Origin of the sequence: Salmonella enterica subsp. enterica serovar Typhimurium str. LT2 (assembly GCF_000006945.2) — a bacterium.
GTDB lineage: Bacteria > Pseudomonadota > Gammaproteobacteria > Enterobacterales > Enterobacteriaceae > Salmonella > Salmonella enterica.
The window spans coordinates 3,205,984-3,222,143 of record NC_003197.2 but is presented as its reverse complement, the minus strand read 5'-3'; the positions used below and the strand labels follow the sequence as shown (position 1 = coordinate 3,222,143).

At 52.8% G+C, this 16,160-nt stretch carries 15 protein-coding genes and 20 other annotated features; of the genes, 12 read left to right on the top strand and 3 right to left on the bottom strand.

Features of this window, described 5'->3' with window-relative positions:
* Positions 1-81: 81 nt before the first annotated feature.
* Positions 82-423, bottom strand: a protein-coding gene (gene ygfE / locus STM3060) for a putative cytoplasmic protein (RefSeq protein NP_461976.1). Within the gene, positions 82-411 belong to an annotated coding region; the region does not span the whole gene.
* Positions 418-423 (bottom strand) — a ribosome-binding site (putative RBS for ygfE; RegulonDB:STMS1H003103). (Overlaps the previous gene by 6 nt.)
* 148 nt (positions 424-571) lie before the next feature.
* Between ygfE and ygfB the strand changes: the two genes are divergently transcribed.
* From ygfB to STM3052, 8 genes are all read left to right on the top strand, one after another.
* Entirely contained in the window at positions 572-1,156 is a 585-nt protein-coding gene (ygfB, locus tag STM3059; RefSeq protein NP_461975.3) for a putative cytoplasmic protein, read from the top strand.
* Between the two features lie 11 nt (positions 1,157-1,167).
* Positions 1,168-1,173, top strand: a ribosome-binding site (putative RBS for pepP; RegulonDB:STMS1H003102).
* The gene (gene pepP / locus STM3058) for a proline aminopeptidase P II (RefSeq protein ID NP_461974.1) occupies positions 1,168-2,498 on the top strand. Within the gene, positions 1,182-2,498 belong to an annotated coding region; the region does not span the whole gene. Its footprint overlaps the feature before it by 6 nt.
* Positions 2,481-2,486, top strand: a ribosome-binding site (putative RBS for ubiH; RegulonDB:STMS1H003101). (Overlaps the previous gene by 6 nt.)
* Positions 2,481-3,673, top strand: a protein-coding gene (gene ubiH / locus STM3057) for a 2-octaprenyl-6-methoxyphynol hydroxylase (protein ID NP_461973.2). Within the gene, positions 2,495-3,673 belong to an annotated coding region; the region does not span the whole gene. Before pepP ends, ubiH begins: the two co-directional genes overlap by 18 nt.
* A gap of 113 nt (positions 3,674-3,786) precedes the next feature.
* Positions 3,787-3,792 (top strand) — a ribosome-binding site (putative RBS for visC; RegulonDB:STMS1H003099).
* The gene (visC, locus tag STM3056) for a putative monooxygenase (RefSeq protein ID NP_461972.1) occupies positions 3,787-5,001 on the top strand. Within the gene, positions 3,799-5,001 belong to an annotated coding region; the region does not span the whole gene. Its footprint overlaps the feature before it by 6 nt.
* A gap of 190 nt (positions 5,002-5,191) precedes the next feature.
* Positions 5,192-5,206: a protein binding site (putative binding site for Lrp, RegulonDB: STMS1H000251), on the top strand.
* Positions 5,198-5,228: a protein binding site (putative binding site for GcvA, RegulonDB: STMS1H000201), on the top strand. It overlaps the preceding feature by 9 nt.
* Positions 5,229-5,305: 77 nt before the next feature.
* Positions 5,306-5,314 (top strand) — a -35 signal (putative -35_signal for gcvT; RegulonDB:STMLTH004572).
* Positions 5,306-6,550 (top strand): glycine cleavage complex protein T gene (gcvT, locus tag STM3055; protein NP_461971.1). Within the gene, positions 5,456-6,550 belong to an annotated coding region; the region does not span the whole gene. (Overlaps the previous feature by 9 nt.)
* Positions 5,325-5,333: a -10 signal (putative -10_signal for gcvT; RegulonDB:STMLTH004572), on the top strand. Its footprint overlaps the gene before it by 9 nt.
* Positions 5,350-5,366, top strand: a protein binding site (putative binding site for PurR, RegulonDB: STMS1H000355).
* Positions 5,380-5,410, top strand: a protein binding site (putative binding site for GcvA, RegulonDB: STMS1H000199).
* Positions 5,406-5,436 (top strand) — a protein binding site (putative binding site for GcvA, RegulonDB: STMS1H000200). Its footprint overlaps the feature before it by 5 nt.
* Positions 5,447-5,452 (top strand) — a ribosome-binding site (putative RBS for gcvT; RegulonDB:STMS1H003098).
* An 11-nt stretch (positions 6,551-6,561) precedes the next feature.
* Positions 6,562-6,567 (top strand) — a ribosome-binding site (putative RBS for gcvH; RegulonDB:STMS1H003097).
* Positions 6,562-6,965, top strand: a protein-coding gene (gene gcvH / locus STM3054; RefSeq protein ID NP_461970.1) for a glycine cleavage complex protein H. Within the gene, positions 6,576-6,965 belong to an annotated coding region; the region does not span the whole gene. (Overlaps the previous feature by 6 nt.)
* A 147-nt stretch (positions 6,966-7,112) precedes the next feature.
* Positions 7,113-7,118, top strand: a ribosome-binding site (putative RBS for gcvP; RegulonDB:STMS1H003096).
* Positions 7,113-10,001, top strand: a protein-coding gene (gcvP, locus tag STM3053; RefSeq protein ID NP_461969.1) for a glycine cleavage complex protein P. Within the gene, positions 7,128-10,001 belong to an annotated coding region; the region does not span the whole gene. (Overlaps the previous feature by 6 nt.)
* A gap of 448 nt (positions 10,002-10,449) precedes the next feature.
* Positions 10,450-10,455 (top strand) — a ribosome-binding site (putative RBS for STM3052; RegulonDB:STMS1H003095).
* Positions 10,450-11,350, top strand: a protein-coding gene (locus tag STM3052) for a putative outer membrane protein (protein NP_461968.1). Within the gene, positions 10,457-11,350 belong to an annotated coding region; the region does not span the whole gene. (Overlaps the previous feature by 6 nt.)
* 47 nt (positions 11,351-11,397) lie before the next feature.
* Here the strand turns inward: STM3052 and bglA are convergent.
* A complete protein-coding gene (gene bglA / locus STM3051; RefSeq protein NP_461967.1) occupies positions 11,398-12,831 on the bottom strand; it encodes a 6-phospho-beta-glucosidase A in 1,434 nt (477 codons plus the stop codon).
* A 143-nt stretch (positions 12,832-12,974) separates the two neighbouring features.
* Positions 12,975-12,980, top strand: a ribosome-binding site (putative RBS for yqfB; RegulonDB:STMS1H003094).
* Here bglA and yqfB point away from each other — a divergent pair.
* Positions 12,975-13,301 (top strand): putative cytoplasmic protein gene (yqfB, locus tag STM3050; protein NP_461966.1). Within the gene, positions 12,990-13,301 belong to an annotated coding region; the region does not span the whole gene. (Overlaps the previous feature by 6 nt.)
* Before the next feature lie 151 nt (positions 13,302-13,452).
* Positions 13,453-13,458 (top strand) — a ribosome-binding site (putative RBS for yqfA; RegulonDB:STMS1H003093).
* Positions 13,453-14,124, top strand: a protein-coding gene (yqfA, locus tag STM3049; RefSeq protein ID NP_461965.1) for a putative hemolysin. Within the gene, positions 13,465-14,124 belong to an annotated coding region; the region does not span the whole gene. It overlaps the preceding feature by 6 nt.
* Before the next feature lie 115 nt (positions 14,125-14,239).
* Here the strand turns inward: yqfA and ygfZ are convergent.
* Positions 14,240-15,233, bottom strand: a protein-coding gene (gene ygfZ / locus STM3048; protein ID NP_461964.1) for a putative aminomethyltransferase. Within the gene, positions 14,240-15,220 belong to an annotated coding region; the region does not span the whole gene.
* Positions 15,228-15,233: a ribosome-binding site (putative RBS for ygfZ; RegulonDB:STMS1H003092), on the bottom strand. (Overlaps the previous gene by 6 nt.)
* A gap of 226 nt (positions 15,234-15,459) precedes the next feature.
* Positions 15,460-15,465, top strand: a ribosome-binding site (putative RBS for ygfY; RegulonDB:STMS1H003091).
* Between ygfZ and ygfY the strand changes: the two genes are divergently transcribed.
* The gene (gene ygfY, locus STM3047; protein NP_461963.1) for a putative cytoplasmic protein occupies positions 15,460-15,736 on the top strand. Within the gene, positions 15,470-15,736 belong to an annotated coding region; the region does not span the whole gene. Its footprint overlaps the feature before it by 6 nt.
* Positions 15,703-15,708 (top strand) — a ribosome-binding site (putative RBS for ygfX; RegulonDB:STMS1H003090). (Overlaps the previous gene by 6 nt.)
* Positions 15,703-16,130, top strand: a protein-coding gene (gene ygfX / locus STM3046; RefSeq protein NP_461962.1) for a putative inner membrane protein. Within the gene, positions 15,717-16,130 belong to an annotated coding region; the region does not span the whole gene. Before ygfY ends, ygfX begins: the two co-directional genes overlap by 34 nt.
* Positions 16,131-16,160 lie beyond the last annotated feature (30 nt).

Here is a 16,160-nt window from a genome sequence, read left to right as displayed (position 1 = left end):
GCTCAGGGGACTGGCCCGCTTGCAAACATCTCAGAGAAATTCTGTTTTCACAATCACTTTACCATAGTAAAGCGAAAAGTGTTATTCAAAGTTTTGGCCCGTTTTTTCGGTTATGCGACCTTGATCAAGCAACGCCTGTTCGATGGTCTGTTGTAGCATCCGAATACGTTGTTCCATGCTCGCCGCGTAATCGCGGGTCTTCGCTTTTTCCTGAGTTAACTCATAGCTGATATTCAATGCGGCAATGAAAACCAACTGCTCAGTATTTGTGACTCTAGTGCGAACTTTCAGATCTTGCAACCGCTGATTCAGATCGTCCGCAGCCTGATTCAACGCATCCCTTTGGTCAGGCGGGCAATTCACTCGCAGTGAACGGCCAAATATTTGGATATCGACGGGTTGTGCAGACATGCCACCTTCCTGCTGATTGACTGCGCTGCCTTCGTCTCCAGACCCAGGGTCCGCGAAGGGGCGACACTATAGCTACCCTGGTGTGAAGATACAAGCCCTTTTCTGGTTCACCAGGGTCCAAAGTGGTAGCATATCATGAATATCCTCCCTTTGATGACGAATGCTTATGTCTATACAGAACGAAATGCCTGGTTACAACGAAATGAACCGGTTTTTGAATCAACAAGGGGCCGGTCTGACCCCGGCTGAAATGCATGGTTTAATCAGCGGGATGATTTGCGGCGGCAACAACGACAGCTCATGGCAGCCGCTGTTGCACGACCTGACGAACGAAGGTCTGGCCTTCGGGCATGAGCTTGCTCAGGCGCTGCGCAAAATGCACGCGGCGACCAGCGACGCGCTGGAAGACGACGGCTTTCTTTTTCAGCTTTATCTGCCTGAAGGCGACGATGTCAGCGTATTCGATCGCGCAGATGCCTTAGCCGGGTGGGTTAACCACTTTTTGCTTGGCCTCGGCGTAACGCAGCCTAAACTTGATAAAGTCACCGGCGAAACGGGTGAAGCGATTGACGACCTGCGTAATATTGCGCAGCTTGGTTATGATGAGAGCGAAGATCAGGAAGAGCTGGAGATGTCGCTCGAAGAGATCATCGAATATGTCCGTGTTGCGGCGCTGTTATGTCATGACACTTTCACGCGCCAACAGCCGACCGCGCCGGAAGTGCGTAAACCGACGCTACACTAAGAAAAAACGAAATGGAGGCCATGTCATGACTCAGCAGGAATACCAACGCCGTCGCCAGGCATTACTGGCGCAAATGCAGCCCGGCAGCGCCGCGCTGATCTTTGCCGCGCCGGAGGCGACGCGCAGCGCAGACAGTGAATATCCGTATCGCCAGAGTAGCGACTTCTGGTATTTCACCGGTTTTAACGAACCGGAAGCCGTGCTGGTACTGATTAAGAGTGATGACACCCACAACCACAGCGTTTTGTTCAACCGCGTTCGCGACCTGACGGCGGAAATCTGGTTTGGTCGCCGTTTAGGACAGGATGCCGCGCCGGAAAAACTGGGCGTTGACCGGGCGCTGGCGTTTAGCGAAATCAACCAGCAACTCTTTCAGTTGCTTAATGGTCTGGATGTGGTGTACCACGCGCAGGGCGAATATGCGTATGCCGACGAGATTGTTCTGGCTGCGCTGGAGAAGCTGCGTAAAGGCTCCCGCCAGAATCTGACCGCGCCGGCCACCATGACTGACTGGCGACCGATCGTCCATGAGATGCGCCTGTTCAAATCGCCGGAAGAGATTGCTGTCCTGCGCCGCGCCGGGGAAATTAGCGCGCTGGCGCATATCCGCGCGATGGAAAAATGCCGTCCGGGGATGTTTGAGTATCAGCTGGAAGGAGAAATTCACCACGAATTTAATCGCCACGGCGCGCGCTATCCCTCCTATAACACCATTGTCGGCAGCGGCGAAAATGGCTGTATCCTGCATTACACTGAAAACGAAAGTGAAATGCGCGACGGCGATTTAGTGCTTATCGACGCAGGTTGTGAATATAAAGGTTACGCGGGCGATATCACGCGTACTTTCCCGGTGAACGGGAAATTTACGCTAGCCCAGCGTGAAATTTATGACATCGTTCTGGAATCGCTGGAGACCAGCCTGCGACTGTTCCGTCCTGGTACCTCTATTCAGGAGGTGACCGGCGAAGTCGTGCGCATCATGATAACCGGGCTGGTGAAGCTGGGGATTTTGCAAGGAGAGGTTGATCAACTGATTGCCGAAAATGCGCATCGTCCTTTCTTTATGCATGGCTTGAGCCACTGGCTGGGGCTGGATGTTCATGATGTCGGCGTTTATGGGCCGGATCGCTCCCGCATCCTGGAGCCGGGCATGGTGCTGACCGTAGAGCCAGGCCTCTATATCGCGCCGGATGCCGACGTGCCGGAAGCGTATCGCGGCATTGGCGTTCGAATTGAAGATGACATTGTCATTACCGAAACCGGTAATGAAAACCTGACCGCTGGCGTTGTGAAGAAGGCGGATGACATTGAGGCATTAATGGCGGCGGCGCGGCAGCAATGAGCGTCATTATCGTTGGCGGCGGCATGGCAGGCGCGACGCTGGCGCTGGCCATCTCTCAGTTCAGTCATGGGACGTTGCCGGTACACCTGATTGAAGCGAAAGCGCCTGAAGCCGACGGTCATCCCGGCTTTGACGCCAGAGCGATTGCGCTGGCGGCGGGCACTTGTCAGCAACTGGCGCGAATTGGCGTCTGGCAGGCGATTTCCGATTGCGCAACGGCAATCAACACCGTACACGTCAGCGATCGCGGCCATGCCGGATTTGTGACTCTCGACGCGCAGGACTACAGTCTGGCAGCGTTGGGGCACGTTGCGGAGCTGCATGATATCGGGCTGCGTCTGTTTGCGCTCTTGCGTAAAGCGCCAGGCGTTACGCTGCACTGCCCGGAGCGCGTAGCCAGCGTGTCGCGTACCCAACAGCAGGTTAACGTCACTCTGGAAAACGGCAATGTGATAGCTGGCAGCGTGCTGGTGGCGGCTAACGGTACCCACTCCGCGCTCGCGTCAGCCTGCGGCGTTGACTGGCATCAGGAGCCTTACGAACAGTTAGCGGTGATAGCGAATGTCGCAACCGCTATCCCGCACCAGGGACGCGCCTTTGAACGTTTTACCCCCAATGGCCCGCTGGCGATGTTGCCGATGTCGCATGGCCGATGTTCGCTGGTTTGGTGTCACCCGCTCGACCAGCGCGATGAGGTGCTGAGCTGGTCCGACGCGCAGTTCTGCCATGCATTGCAGGCCGCGTTCGGCTGGCGGCTGGGGCGAATTACTCAGGCCGGTAAGCGCAGCGCGTATCCGCTTGCCCTGACTACGGCGGCGAAAGTGTTTTCTCACCGGACTGTCGTGGTCGGCAATGCGGCGCAGACGTTGCATCCTATCGCCGGACAAGGGTTTAATCTCGGTCTGCGCGATGTCATGAGCCTGGCGGAAACGCTGGTCGCGGCACAGGACGCGGGCGAGGATATTGGCGCCTGGCACGTGTTATCGCGCTATCAGCAGCGTCGTCAGGTTGACCGGGATACGACGATTGGCGTAACGAACGGTCTGGTCCATCTGTTTGCAAATCGTTGGGCGCCGCTGGTTATTGGGCGCAATATCGGTTTAATGGCGATGGAATTATTACCACCTGCGCGCGATGCGCTGGCACAGCGGACCTTAGGTTGGGTTGCGCGTTAAGCCGATCTGTAGGCCGGATAAGGCGTTCACGCCGCCATCCGGCATCGTGTTCGTAAAAATACCGGATGGCGGCTTCGCCTTATCCGGCCTACGGTTTTGATTGTTCCGGTTTCCAGGAGTAAATAGTGCAAAGTGTTGATGTAGCAATAGTTGGCGGAGGCATGGTGGGACTGGCTGTCGCCTGCGGCTTGCAGGGGAGCGGTTTGCGCGTTGCGGTACTGGATCACGTTGTCCCCCAGCCGTTGGCGAACGATGCGCCGCCTCAGCTTCGGGTGTCGGCGATTAATGCCGCCAGCGAAAAACTGCTTACCCGTCTTGGCGTATGGTCAAACATTGTGGCGCGACGGGCAAGTTGCTACCACGGTATGGAAGTCTGGGATAAAGACAGCTTTGGCCGTATTACGTTTGATGACGCAAGCATGGGATATAGCCATCTGGGGCATATTGTTGAAAACAGCGTCATTCACTACGCATTGTGGCAAAAAGCGCAGCAAGCGGCGGATATCACCTTAATGGCGCCAGCGGAGTTACAGCAGGTTGCCTGGGGAGAGAACGACGCCTTCCTGACTTTAAAAGACGGCGCGATGTTAACCGCGCGTCTGGTGATTGCCGCGGATGGCGCCAACTCCTGGCTGCGTAACAAAGCGGATATTCCCTTAACTTTCTGGGACTACCGTCACCATGCGCTGGTAGCGACTATCCGCACCGAAGAGCCGCACGGCGCGGTTGCTCGCCAGGTGTTTCATGGTGAAGGTATTCTGGCGTTTTTGCCGTTAAGCGATCCGCATCTGTGTTCCATTGTCTGGTCGCTTTCTCCGCAGGATGCGGAGCGTATGCAACAGAGCGGCGACGAGGCGTTTAACCAGGCGTTGACTATCGCCTTCGATAATCGGCTGGGCTTATGCCGCCTGGAAAGCGAACGGCAGGTTTTTCCGCTGACGGGCCGCTATGCTCGCCAGTTTGCCGCGCATCGTCTGGCGTTGGTCGGTGATGCCGCGCACACCATCCATCCGCTGGCAGGGCAAGGCGTCAACCTCGGCTTTATGGACGCGGCCGAACTGGTGGACGATCTGCGCCGGCTTCAGCGCCAGGGCAAAGACATTGGCCAACATCTTTATCTCCGTCGTTATGAGCGTAGCCGTAAACATAGTGCGGCGATGATGCTTGCCGGGATGCAAGGTTTTCGTGACCTGTTTGCCGGCGAAAACCCGGCAAAAAAATTGCTGCGCGACATCGGACTGAAACTGGCGGACACGCTCCCCGGCGTCAAACCCCAACTGCTTCGCCAGGCAATGGGGCTAAACGACCTTCCGCAATGGCTTCGTTAAGCGTCTGACTGCACGCCAGCAAGAGTTTGAAACCCGTCACACTTTGCTTTCCCGGCTATCGCGCCGGGGGGCTTTCCTCGTTTGAAATAATCTAATTTCACCGCTTATTTCGCATTATATTTTCTAATGCCACTATTTTTTGCGAACGAGATTTTCGACATTTTTTCCACATTTAATATTAATTTATGTTGTGATAAATCGTATCAGCTTCATTTTTATGGAGGTTATTTAGCGTAATAGTGGTTTTTTGTGCTGATGGGGTTTTGGCGTTTTTTAGTCATAAGCTAATGTGATGGTAAATTCAGCCTTATGGTTTAGCGCCTGGTTCGGTGGTAAGTTCAGGAGCAAGAGAACGTTTGCGTCGGCGCAGGAAAAAGGGCGTCGATGCCAGGTTTCGTGGCGAAGATTTCCCATGAAAATGGTTGTTAGCCCCCGCTAATTCAACGAGGAAAAGATGGCCCAACAGACGCCTTTGTACGAACAACACACGCTATGCGGCGCCCGCATGGTCGATTTTCATGGCTGGATGATGCCCCTGCATTACGGCTCTCAGCTTGATGAACACCACGCTGTGCGCACCGATGCCGGGATGTTTGATGTATCGCATATGACCATTGTCGATCTTCATGGCAGCCGCACACGAGAGTTTCTACGTTATCTGCTGGCAAACGACGTCGCGAAGCTAACGAAGACGGGTAAAGCCCTCTACTCCGGTATGCTTAACGCATCGGGCGGCGTGATTGATGACCTTATCGTCTACTACTTCACTGAAGATTTCTTCCGTCTCGTTGTTAACTCCGCCACCCGCGAAAAAGACCTCTCCTGGATTACCCAACACGCTGAACCTTATGCCATCGACATCACCGTTCGTGACGACCTGTCGCTGATTGCGGTACAGGGGCCGAATGCGCAGGAAAAAGCGGCGACTCTGTTTACTGACCAACAGCGCCATGCAGTAGAAGGTATGAAGCCGTTCTTCGGCGTTCAGGCGGGCGATTTGTTTATCGCCACCACCGGTTATACCGGCGAAGCAGGCTATGAAATCGCCATGCCGAATGAAAAAGCGGCGGATTTCTGGCGTGCGCTGGTGGAGGCGGGCGTGAAGCCGTGCGGTCTTGGCGCGCGCGACACGCTGCGTCTGGAAGCAGGCATGAACCTGTACGGTCAGGAGATGGATGAAGGTATCTCTCCGCTGGCGGCTAATATGGGATGGACTATCGCCTGGGAACCTGCTGACCGCGACTTTATTGGCCGTGAGGCGCTGGAGATGCAGCGTGAAAAAGGCCATGAGCAGCTTGTCGGTCTGGTGATGACCGAGAAGGGCGTATTGCGTAATGAATTGCCGGTGCGTTTTACCGATGCGCAGGGCAATCAGCAAGAAGGCATTATCACCAGCGGGACGTTTTCCCCAACGTTGGGCTACAGCATTGCGCTGGCGCGCGTTCCGGCGGGCATCGGCGAGACGGCGATTGTACAAATTCGTAACCGTGAAATGCCGGTAAAAGTGACTAAACCTGTTTTTGTGCGTAACGGCAAAGCCGTCGCGTGATTCATCCTTTTTTGGAGATTAATTGATGAGCAACGTACCCGCAGAACTGAAATACAGCAAAGAACACGAATGGCTGCGTAAAGAAGCGGATGGCACTTACACCGTTGGCATTACTGAACACGCTCAGGAGCTGTTGGGCGATATGGTTTTTGTTGATCTGCCGGAAGTCGGCGCGACCGTAAGCGCGGGCGACGACTGCGCCGTGGCGGAGTCCGTAAAAGCGGCGTCCGACATTTATGCGCCGGTAAGCGGCGAGATCGTGGCGGTAAACGATGCGCTGAGCGACTCCCCGGAGCTGGTGAACAGCGAACCGTATACCGGTGGCTGGATCTTTAAAATCAAAGCCAGCGATGAAAGCGAACTTGAATCGCTGCTGGATGCCACCGCGTATGAGGCATTGTTAGAAGACGAATAATGTTGTGCCGGATGGCGCTAATGCTTATCCGGCCTACTCACTGCAACGCGAATGATTTTGCGTATTCGTTTTCGCACGCGTAGGCCCGGTAAGCGTCAGCGCCACCGGGCAATTGAGTTAGAGACAATCACGATTCACTGCACGTTTCAGGAACCATCGCCCATGACACAGACGTTAAGCCAGCTTGAAAACCGCGGCGCTTTCATTGAACGCCACATCGGACCGGACGCCGCACAGCAACAAGAGATGCTGAATGCGGTTGGCGCCGAGTCGTTAAACGCGCTGACAGGTCAGATTGTGCCGAAAGACATTCAGCTCGCGACTCCGCCGCAGGTTGGAGAGGCGGCAACCGAATATGCCGCACTGGCGGAATTAAAAGCCATCGCCGGGCGTAACAAGCGCTTCACGTCGTACATTGGCATGGGCTACACCGCCGTGCAGCTACCGCCGGTTATCCTGCGCAACATGCTGGAAAATCCAGGCTGGTACACCGCCTACACTCCTTATCAGCCGGAAGTCTCTCAGGGGCGTCTGGAAGCGCTGCTCAACTTCCAACAGGTGACGCTGGACCTGACAGGGCTGGACATGGCTTCCGCCTCGCTGCTGGATGAAGCGACCGCCGCCGCTGAAGCGATGGCGATGGCAAAGCGCGTCAGCAAACTGAAAAATGCCAACCGGTTCTTTGTCGCCTCTGATGTCCATCCGCAAACTCTGGACGTCGTGCGTACTCGCGCCGAAACCTTTGGCTTTGACGTCATTGTGGATGACGCGGCGAAAGCACTGGATCACCAGGATGTGTTTGGCGTGCTGTTACAACAGGTAGGCACCACGGGCGAAATTCACGACTACAGCGCACTGATTACTGAGCTGAAATCCCGTAAAGTTGTGGTCAGCGTCGCCGCCGATTTTATGGCGCTGGTGCTGCTGACGGCTCCGGGCAAACAGGGCGCGGACATTGTTTTCGGCTCTGCGCAACGCTTCGGCGTACCGATGGGGTACGGTGGCCCGCATGCGGCGTTCTTTGCCGCCAAAGACGAATTTAAACGCTCCATGCCAGGCCGTATTATCGGCGTCTCAAAAGATGCGGCGGGCAATACCGCACTGCGCATGGCGATGCAGACTCGCGAGCAGCATATCCGCCGTGAGAAAGCGAACTCCAACATTTGTACCTCGCAGGTACTGCTGGCTAACATCGCCAGTCTGTATGCCGTTTATCATGGTCCGGTCGGTCTGAAGCGCATTGCGAATCGTATCCACCGCCTGACCGATATTCTGGCGGCAGGTCTGCAACAGAAAGGCTTAAAGCTGCGTCATGCGCACTACTTCGACACCCTGTGTGTGGAAGTGGCTGATAAAGCTGCGGTACTGGCGCGTGCGGAAGCGGCAGAGATCAATCTGCGCAGCGATATTCATAACGCGGTGGGTATTACGCTCGATGAAACCACCACCCGTGAGAATGTGGCGCAGTTGTTCAATGTTTTGCTGGGCGACAGCCACGGTCTGAACATTGAAACACTGGATAAAGACGTGGCGCTTGATAGCCGTTCCATTCAGCAAAGTATGCTGCGTGACGATGCGATTCTGACGCATCCGGTATTTAACCGTTACCACAGCGAAACCGAGATGATGCGCTATATGCACTCGCTGGAGCGTAAAGATCTGGCGCTGAACCAGGCGATGATCCCGCTGGGTTCCTGCACCATGAAGCTGAACGCCGCCGCCGAGATGATTCCTATCACCTGGCCGGAATTCGCTGAACTGCATCCGTTCTGCCCGCCGGAACAGGCCGAAGGATATCATCAGATGATTAGCCAGCTTTCTGACTGGCTGGTGAAACTCACCGGGTACGACGCCGTCTGTATGCAGCCTAACTCCGGCGCACAGGGGGAATACGCGGGGCTGCTGGCGATTCGTCACTATCACGAAAGCCGCAACGAAGGTCATCGCGATATCTGCCTGATTCCGGCCTCTGCTCACGGCACTAACCCTGCTTCTGCACATATGGCAGGAATGCAGGTGGTGGTAGTCGCCTGTGATAAGAACGGCAACATCGACCTGGACGATCTGCGGGCAAAAGCAGAACAACATGCTGCGAACCTTTCTTGCATCATGGTGACCTATCCGTCCACCCACGGCGTGTATGAAGAAACGATCCGTGAGGTGTGTGAAGTTGTGCACCAGTTCGGCGGTCAGGTTTACCTTGACGGCGCGAACATGAACGCTCAGGTCGGCATTACCTCACCGGGCTTTATTGGCGCGGACGTTTCGCATCTTAACCTGCATAAAACTTTCTGCATTCCGCACGGCGGCGGTGGCCCAGGCATGGGACCGATCGGCGTGAAAGCGCATCTGGCACCGTTCGTACCGGGTCATAGCGTGGTGCAAATTGAAGGGATGCTCACCCGTCAGGGCGCGGTGTCTGCGGCGCCGTTCGGCAGCGCCTCCATTCTGCCAATCAGCTGGATGTACATCCGCATGATGGGCGCAGAAGGCCTGAAGCAGGCAAGTCAGGTCGCGATTCTTAACGCTAACTACATTGCCAGCCGTCTGAAAGATGCCTATCCGGTACTGTATACCGGTCGCGATGGCCGTGTGGCGCACGAATGTATTCTTGATATTCGCCCATTGAAAGAAGAAACCGGCATCAGCGAGCTGGATATTGCCAAGCGTCTGATCGACTATGGTTTCCATGCGCCAACCATGTCGTTCCCGGTGGCGGGCACGCTGATGGTAGAGCCGACGGAATCTGAAGGTAAGGCCGAGCTGGATCGCTTTATCGATGCGATGCTGGCTATTCGCGCAGAGATTGACCAGGTGAAAGCGGGTGTCTGGCCGCTGGAAGATAACCCGCTGGTGAACGCGCCGCACATTCAGAGCGAACTGGTCGCCGAGTGGGCGCATCCGTACAGCCGTGAAGTTGCCGTATTCCCGGCAGGCGTGGCAGACAAATACTGGCCGACGGTGAAACGTCTGGATGATGTTTATGGTGACCGCAACCTGTTCTGCTCCTGCGTACCGATTAGCGACTACCAGTAATTTACTGATTCGACTGTCTTCTAAAGGCGCTTCGGCGCCTTTTCAGCTTGTTAATAAAATGCGCTTTGTTTGTGTCGGATGCAGTGTGAGCGCCTTATTCAGGCTACAAAGTGTTACTAATTCAATATATTACAGTAAATCGTTGGCTCCTGTCAGGCAACCTGGCGTTTGTATCAGTGTATTAGCCAGAATTAAATTACCGGTTTTTTAGAGTCTAATGATTCATTGTGCATCATTTTTACCTTGCTGTTATTTAATAAAAATAACACGGTATATTTACATGTGGTTACAAATAGTTTCTCTCCGGAATCGTTATTTACCTCTCAATATAGTTACAAAAATTTCCGTATATTAAATTCATCAAGTTATTAATTTAAATTATAAATTAAAGATAAGCATAAATAACGTAAATATTTATTAACTTAGCACTTTGTTTTTTATACCTGGAGGGAATAATGAAACGATTTATATTTCTGCCATTAATGACATATTTTCTATTAATGAATGCAATGGCAGCTAACGGAGAAAATAATCCCAGTAATCTATTAGGTGCACCAGTTAATACCGCTATTTCTGGTGGTTCAGTATTGCCGGAAGGAAAGTTATTAACCGCCATGAATAGCTCATTTCGCGATAAAGATCATCAAATCGAGGGGCATGGAAGTCCGGATGTTTACTCCCAGATATGGTTATTGAAGATTCGTTACGGTTTGACCGACAGACTGGAATTATCAACTGTGGGTTCCTATATCAATAACAAACGAGACAATCTGTCTCCTGAGCACATAGAGGGAATGGGCGACCAATCGGTGGGGGTCAATTATGCTTTAATGAGCCAGCGAAGAGGTGATCCGTTTTGGGTTACGGTAGGTGGGGCAGTATTACTACCCACCGGGCAAGATGGAGATAATCATTTGCCTGGGAATAGCGCCTGGGGAGGAAGAGTAACACTCACTTTAACAAAATTATTTACTCCTAACATTAAAGGGGATATGGGTTTTGTATATCAGGGACCATTTGAGCGCGGTAACCAGGACGTGAAACGAGGTAACGAATTCCAGTGGAATACCCAGGTGCGGTATATGTTTAGCGATTTACCGCTGGATCTTGGTCTGGAAAGTGCCTACAGCAATAATGCCTCTGGAACGAAAAAACTGTCTAATGGCAGCGTAATTAATAACCATTCTGGAACTACCGAATGGGTTGTTGGTCCGTCATTTAATATTGCCGTCGATTCACTGAAATTATGGTTTGGTGCCGGAGCCTTCTTCCCGGTAATGCAGGAAGCGAAGTCGCCAACCAAAATGGAAGATGTACGCTGGGAATTTAAAATAGGTAAGACCTGGTAAGACTCGTTCAAAGTGTTACCCGCCGACTGGCGGGTAACGTGCAGGAGTTAAAGCTTCTCGCCGTTGCTGGCAATCACCTCTTTGTACCAGTTGAAGCTCTTCTTACGCGAACGCGACATATCGCCCGTACCGTCATCGTGCTTGTTCACGTAGATGAAGCCGTAGCGCTTGCTGTACTGACCGGTGGTGAACGACACGCAGTCGATGCAGCCCCACGGCGTGTAGCCCATCAGGTCGACACCATCGTAAGTCACCGCTTTTTTCATCTCTTCAATATGGGCGCGCAGGTAGTCAATTCGGTAGTCGTCGTTGATGCTGCCATCTTCTTCTACTTTGTCGTAAGCACCAAAACCGTTTTCGACAATAAACAGCGGCTTTTGATAGCGTTCGTACAGTTCACACAATGAATAACGCAGGCCCACCGGGTCAATCTGCCAGCCCCAGTCAGATGCTTTAACATAGGGGTTCGGTACGCTGCCTTCAAAACCGGAAATCGCATCGCCGCTACCGCCTTCGGCTTTGACCGCGTTGGTCATGTAATAACTGAAACCAAGATAATCGCAGGTGCCTTCGCGCAGCACTTCAAGATCGCCATCTTCCATTTTGATGTTAAATCCGCGGCGCTCCCACTCGTTCAACACATAGGACGGGTAATAGCCGCGCAGCTGCACATCGGTAAAGACGTAGCGTTCACGCATCGACTCCTGAGCAAACATCACATCTTCTGGTTTACAGGAGAAAGGATACAGCGCGACCATCGCCAGCATACAGCCAACTTTCATCTGTGGGTTAATGCGACGTGCCGCTTTTACCGCCAGCGCGCTGGCGACAAACTGATGATGTAAGACCTGATACATGGTTTCTTCTGGATTCTCATGCTCGGTATACACCACGCCGGAACAGCAGTAGCCAAACAGCGGCGCGCGCCAGTTTCGCTGGTTGTTAATTTCGTTGAAGGTCATCCAGTATTTGACCTTATGTTTGTAGCGTTCAAACACGACTTCAGCAAAACGGACAAAGAAATCAACCACTTTACGATTGGTCCAGCCGCCGTAGTGCTGTACCAGATGTAATGGCATTTCAAAGTGAGAAAGGGTAATGACCGGTTCGATGTTGTATTTGAGTAACTCATCAAACATGTCGTCGTAGAATTTCAGACCGGCCTCGTTTGGCTGGGATTCGTCGCCATTCGGGAAGATACGCGTCCAGGCAATAGAGGTACGGAAGCATTTGAACCCCATTTCGGCGAAAAGACGGATGTCTTCTTTGTAATGTCCGTAAAAATCCACCGCCTCGTGGTTCGGATAGTATTTGCCAGCAACGACATTCTGGGTGATTTCGCGTGGCACGCCGTGTGCGCCGCCGGTTAGCACGTCGCAGATGCTGGGGCCTTTACCGTCTTTATTCCAGCCGCCTTCAACCTGGTGTGCAGCAACCGCGCCGCCCCATAAAAAATCTTTTGGCAAGGTGAGTTTTCTCATTGTTGCATAATCTCAATTTATTTAGTCTGTTATCATTCATTCTGCACCAAGTGGCATGTAAAGCGTACGCAAAATTCCAGGATGCTCGCGTGTCGGAGCAAGAACACATTCAGATCGTAACATCCACTTCAAGGGGCCATATTCAGGGGGATAACCACATGCAGCCAAACGACATTACTTTCTTTCAACGTTTCCAGAATGACATTCTGGCAGGGCGTAAAACCATCACTATTCGTGATGCCTCCGAGTCCCACTTTAAAGCAGGCGATGTGCTACGCGTGGGGCGGTTCGAAGATGATGGCTATTTTTGCACAATCGAAGTGACAGGAACGTCAACTGTGACGCTGGATACGCTGAACGAAAAACATGCGCAACAGGAAAATATGTCGCTTGATGAGCTGAAACGGGTCATTGCTGAAATCTATCCCAACCAGACGCAATTTTATGTGATTGATTTTAAATGCCTTTGATAAATATGAACGCGTGTTAGTTGAGTTTTTGTAATTAACTTATTGAATAATAAACAAAATTTAATTTTGCGAATTTATTTTAGCTAACATGTGTTCACTGGAACCATTCTCAGTTACGCTAGAGGCGCAGTTCATCGTTATGAACGTTTCTCCGGAGTAAGTTATGGTGCAAAAACCATTAATGACGCAGGGATATTCGCTGGCTGAGGAAATCGCCAACAGTATTAGCCACGGCATTGGATTGGTATTTGGTATTGTCGGCCTGGTGCTGTTGTTGGTTCAGGCGGTAGAGGCGAATGCGGGTATGACGGCTATCGCCAGCTACAGTTTATATGGCGGGAGCATGATCCTGCTTTTTCTTGCCTCAACGCTTTATCATGCCATTCCTCATCAGCGGGCAAAAATCTGGTTAAAGAAATTTGATCACTGCGCTATCTATCTGCTCATTGCCGGAACCTATACGCCATTTCTGCTGGTAGGTCTGGATTCGCCGCTGGCGCGCGGACTAATGATTGTGATCTGGAGCCTGGCGCTATTCGGTATCCTCTTCAAGTTGACGATTGCGCACCGATTTAAAGTGCTTTCGCTGGTTACGTATCTGGCAATGGGCTGGCTGTCGCTGATAGTGGTTTATCAGTTGGCGATTAAGCTGGCGATAGGCGGCGTGACGCTGCTGGCGGTAGGTGGCGTCGTTTACTCGCTGGGCGTAATTTTCTATGTTTGCAAACGCATACCTTATAACCACGCCATCTGGCATGGCTTTGTGCTGGGTGGCAGCGTGTGCCACTTCCTGGCCATCTATTTGTATGTGGGACAGGCATAATTCCCGGATGCCCGTGCCGGATGGCGGCGCTGTCGCACCTTATCCGGCCTACGAGAACAGCACGTGCGAGCCTGATGGCGTTGCGCTATCAGGCTATCCGGCTTTTAACGTGATATCACTCTTCCAGCGAGTAGGGCAGCGGGACGATATGCAGGGTGTTGGCATCGTCGCGAACGCGGAAGACGCTTTCGGCTTCTAAATCGTTATTCATGACGGCCTGAACCAGTAACTGACCATCGTCCAACTGCGTCGCCGCCAGAATAGCGCCGGTACGACGCCAGTTCTCGCCCATCTGTAGCTCCAGATCTTCTCCTGCTTCCGGTACCCGGCTGGCTTTGCCCGCCAGCAACCAAAGCGCGCGTTTATTGGCGCCGCGGAATTTTGCCCGTGCGACCATCTCCTGTCCGGTGTAGCAGCCTTTCTTGAAGCTGATGCCGCCCAGCGCCTGTAGGTTAGTCGCCTGGGGGATAAACTGACCGCTGTTCGCCGCGTCAATCACCGGAATGCCTGCTTCAATATCCAACGCCAGCCACTGTTGGCTGTTATTCAGTTCGGCTTCGCCATGCAACTTCTCCGTTAACATGTTGGCCGTCGCGACATCGGTGACAAGCAGGAATCGTTCCGCAGGATGTTCAAACCATAGCAGCGTGGAGGCGCCGTCTCTGACCACCTGATTTTCGCTATTGGGCAGTTCGCTAAAGACATTAGCCAGCGCCGCGCGGGCCTGAAAACCGGCCACGCCAAGCAATACGCGTTCGTCATCCGGCGCGATGACCACTTTGGAAAATACGGCGTACTTTTTCAGCTCCGTTAATTGCGCTTCAAGCACGCTACGGCGTTCAATCCAGGCGAAACCGTCGCGCTCACGGAACAGGCGCAGAGTGCTCCACATCTTACCTTTAGCATCGCAGTGGGCGGCGAGAAGGTGTTGCTGTTCAGTCATCTGGCTTACGTCAGCGGTGACCTGGCCCTGAATATACTTTTCACTGTCTACGCCGGTAATGGTCGACAGCGCCCAGTCGTCAAGCGCGATCAGCGTCAGCGGCAGGCGGGCTGACGATGAAGGATGACGTGGTGGAAAGGAGATAAAAGCCATAAATAATGTCCTGGTTAGCTGCAACAATAATGGTTAATGGTAAAAGAGCCATCGGTCATTGCAAGTGCTTTAAATAGCCCATTGAGAGCGGATTGATCGTTTTGCGAGGCGGTATCCAAAATGGATGAACATATTGATTCCCAGCCTTTTATTTCGCGATCGCGTTCCAGATTACTGAGATTCCCGTAAAACAACGCCAAAAACACGTTACAATAGCCCGGTACTTCATTTTCGCGAGGCAGGAAGAACATGGATATTCACAATAAAGCACGTATTCACTGGGCATGTCGTCGCGGTATGCGCGAACTTGATATTTCCATCATGCCGTTTTTTGAACATGAGTACGATAGTTTAAGTGATGAAGAAAAGCGTATTTTTGTCCGTTTGTTGCAGAGTGATGACCCGGATTTATTTAACTGGTTAATGAATCACGGTAAACCGGCTGACGCTGAACTGGAACAGATGGTCCGACTCATTCAGACACGGAATCGGGAACGTGGTCCTGTGGCAATCTGATTTACGCGTCTCATGGCGCGCTCAGTGGATCTCATTGCTCATTCATGGGCTGGTTGCCGCGGTGATTTTATTGATGCCCTGGCCGCTGAGTTATACCCCGTTATGGATGATACTACTGTCGCTGGTCGTGTTTGACTGTGTACGTAGCCAGCGCAGGATTAATACCTGCCAGGGAGAGATCAAGCTACTCATGGACGGGCGCTTACGCTGGCAGGGGCAGGACTGGACGCTCTTGCGTCCGCCCTGGTTACTGAAGAGCGGGATGGTGTTGCGTTTACGCGCAGAGTCTGGACGTCATCAGCATTTATGGCTGGCGGCGGATAGCATGGAAGAAGCGGAATGGCGTGAGTTGCGTCGGATACTGTTACAGCAGCCGATATCAGGCCAACACTAACGGAACGGCGTAAACGCGGTTCCGTCGAGA

Excerpts from the sequence above, each read along its gene's own strand:
- STM3052 (NP_461968.1), top strand. The coding sequence starts at position 10,457 with ATGAAACGATTTATATTTCTGCCATTAATGACATATTTTCTATTAATG.
- gcvP (NP_461969.1), top strand. The coding sequence starts at position 7,128 with ATGACACAGACGTTAAGCCAGCTTGAAAACCGCGGCGCTTTCATTGAA.
- ygfZ (NP_461964.1), bottom strand. The coding sequence starts at position 15,220 with ATGGCTTTTATCTCCTTTCCACCACGTCATCCTTCATCGTCAGCCCGC.
- gcvT (NP_461971.1), top strand. The coding sequence starts at position 5,456 with ATGGCCCAACAGACGCCTTTGTACGAACAACACACGCTATGCGGCGCC.
- ygfB (NP_461975.3), top strand. The coding sequence starts at position 572 with ATGCTTATGTCTATACAGAACGAAATGCCTGGTTACAACGAAATGAAC.
- gcvH (NP_461970.1), top strand. The coding sequence starts at position 6,576 with ATGAGCAACGTACCCGCAGAACTGAAATACAGCAAAGAACACGAATGG.
- ygfE (NP_461976.1), bottom strand. The coding sequence starts at position 411 with ATGTCTGCACAACCCGTCGATATCCAAATATTTGGCCGTTCACTGCGA.
- yqfA (NP_461965.1), top strand. The coding sequence starts at position 13,465 with ATGGTGCAAAAACCATTAATGACGCAGGGATATTCGCTGGCTGAGGAA.
- ubiH (NP_461973.2), top strand. The coding sequence starts at position 2,495 with ATGAGCGTCATTATCGTTGGCGGCGGCATGGCAGGCGCGACGCTGGCG.
- yqfB (NP_461966.1), top strand. The coding sequence starts at position 12,990 with ATGCAGCCAAACGACATTACTTTCTTTCAACGTTTCCAGAATGACATT.
- pepP (NP_461974.1), top strand. The coding sequence starts at position 1,182 with ATGACTCAGCAGGAATACCAACGCCGTCGCCAGGCATTACTGGCGCAA.
- ygfY (NP_461963.1), top strand. The coding sequence starts at position 15,470 with ATGGATATTCACAATAAAGCACGTATTCACTGGGCATGTCGTCGCGGT.
- bglA (NP_461967.1), bottom strand. The coding sequence starts at position 12,831 with ATGAGAAAACTCACCTTGCCAAAAGATTTTTTATGGGGCGGCGCGGTT.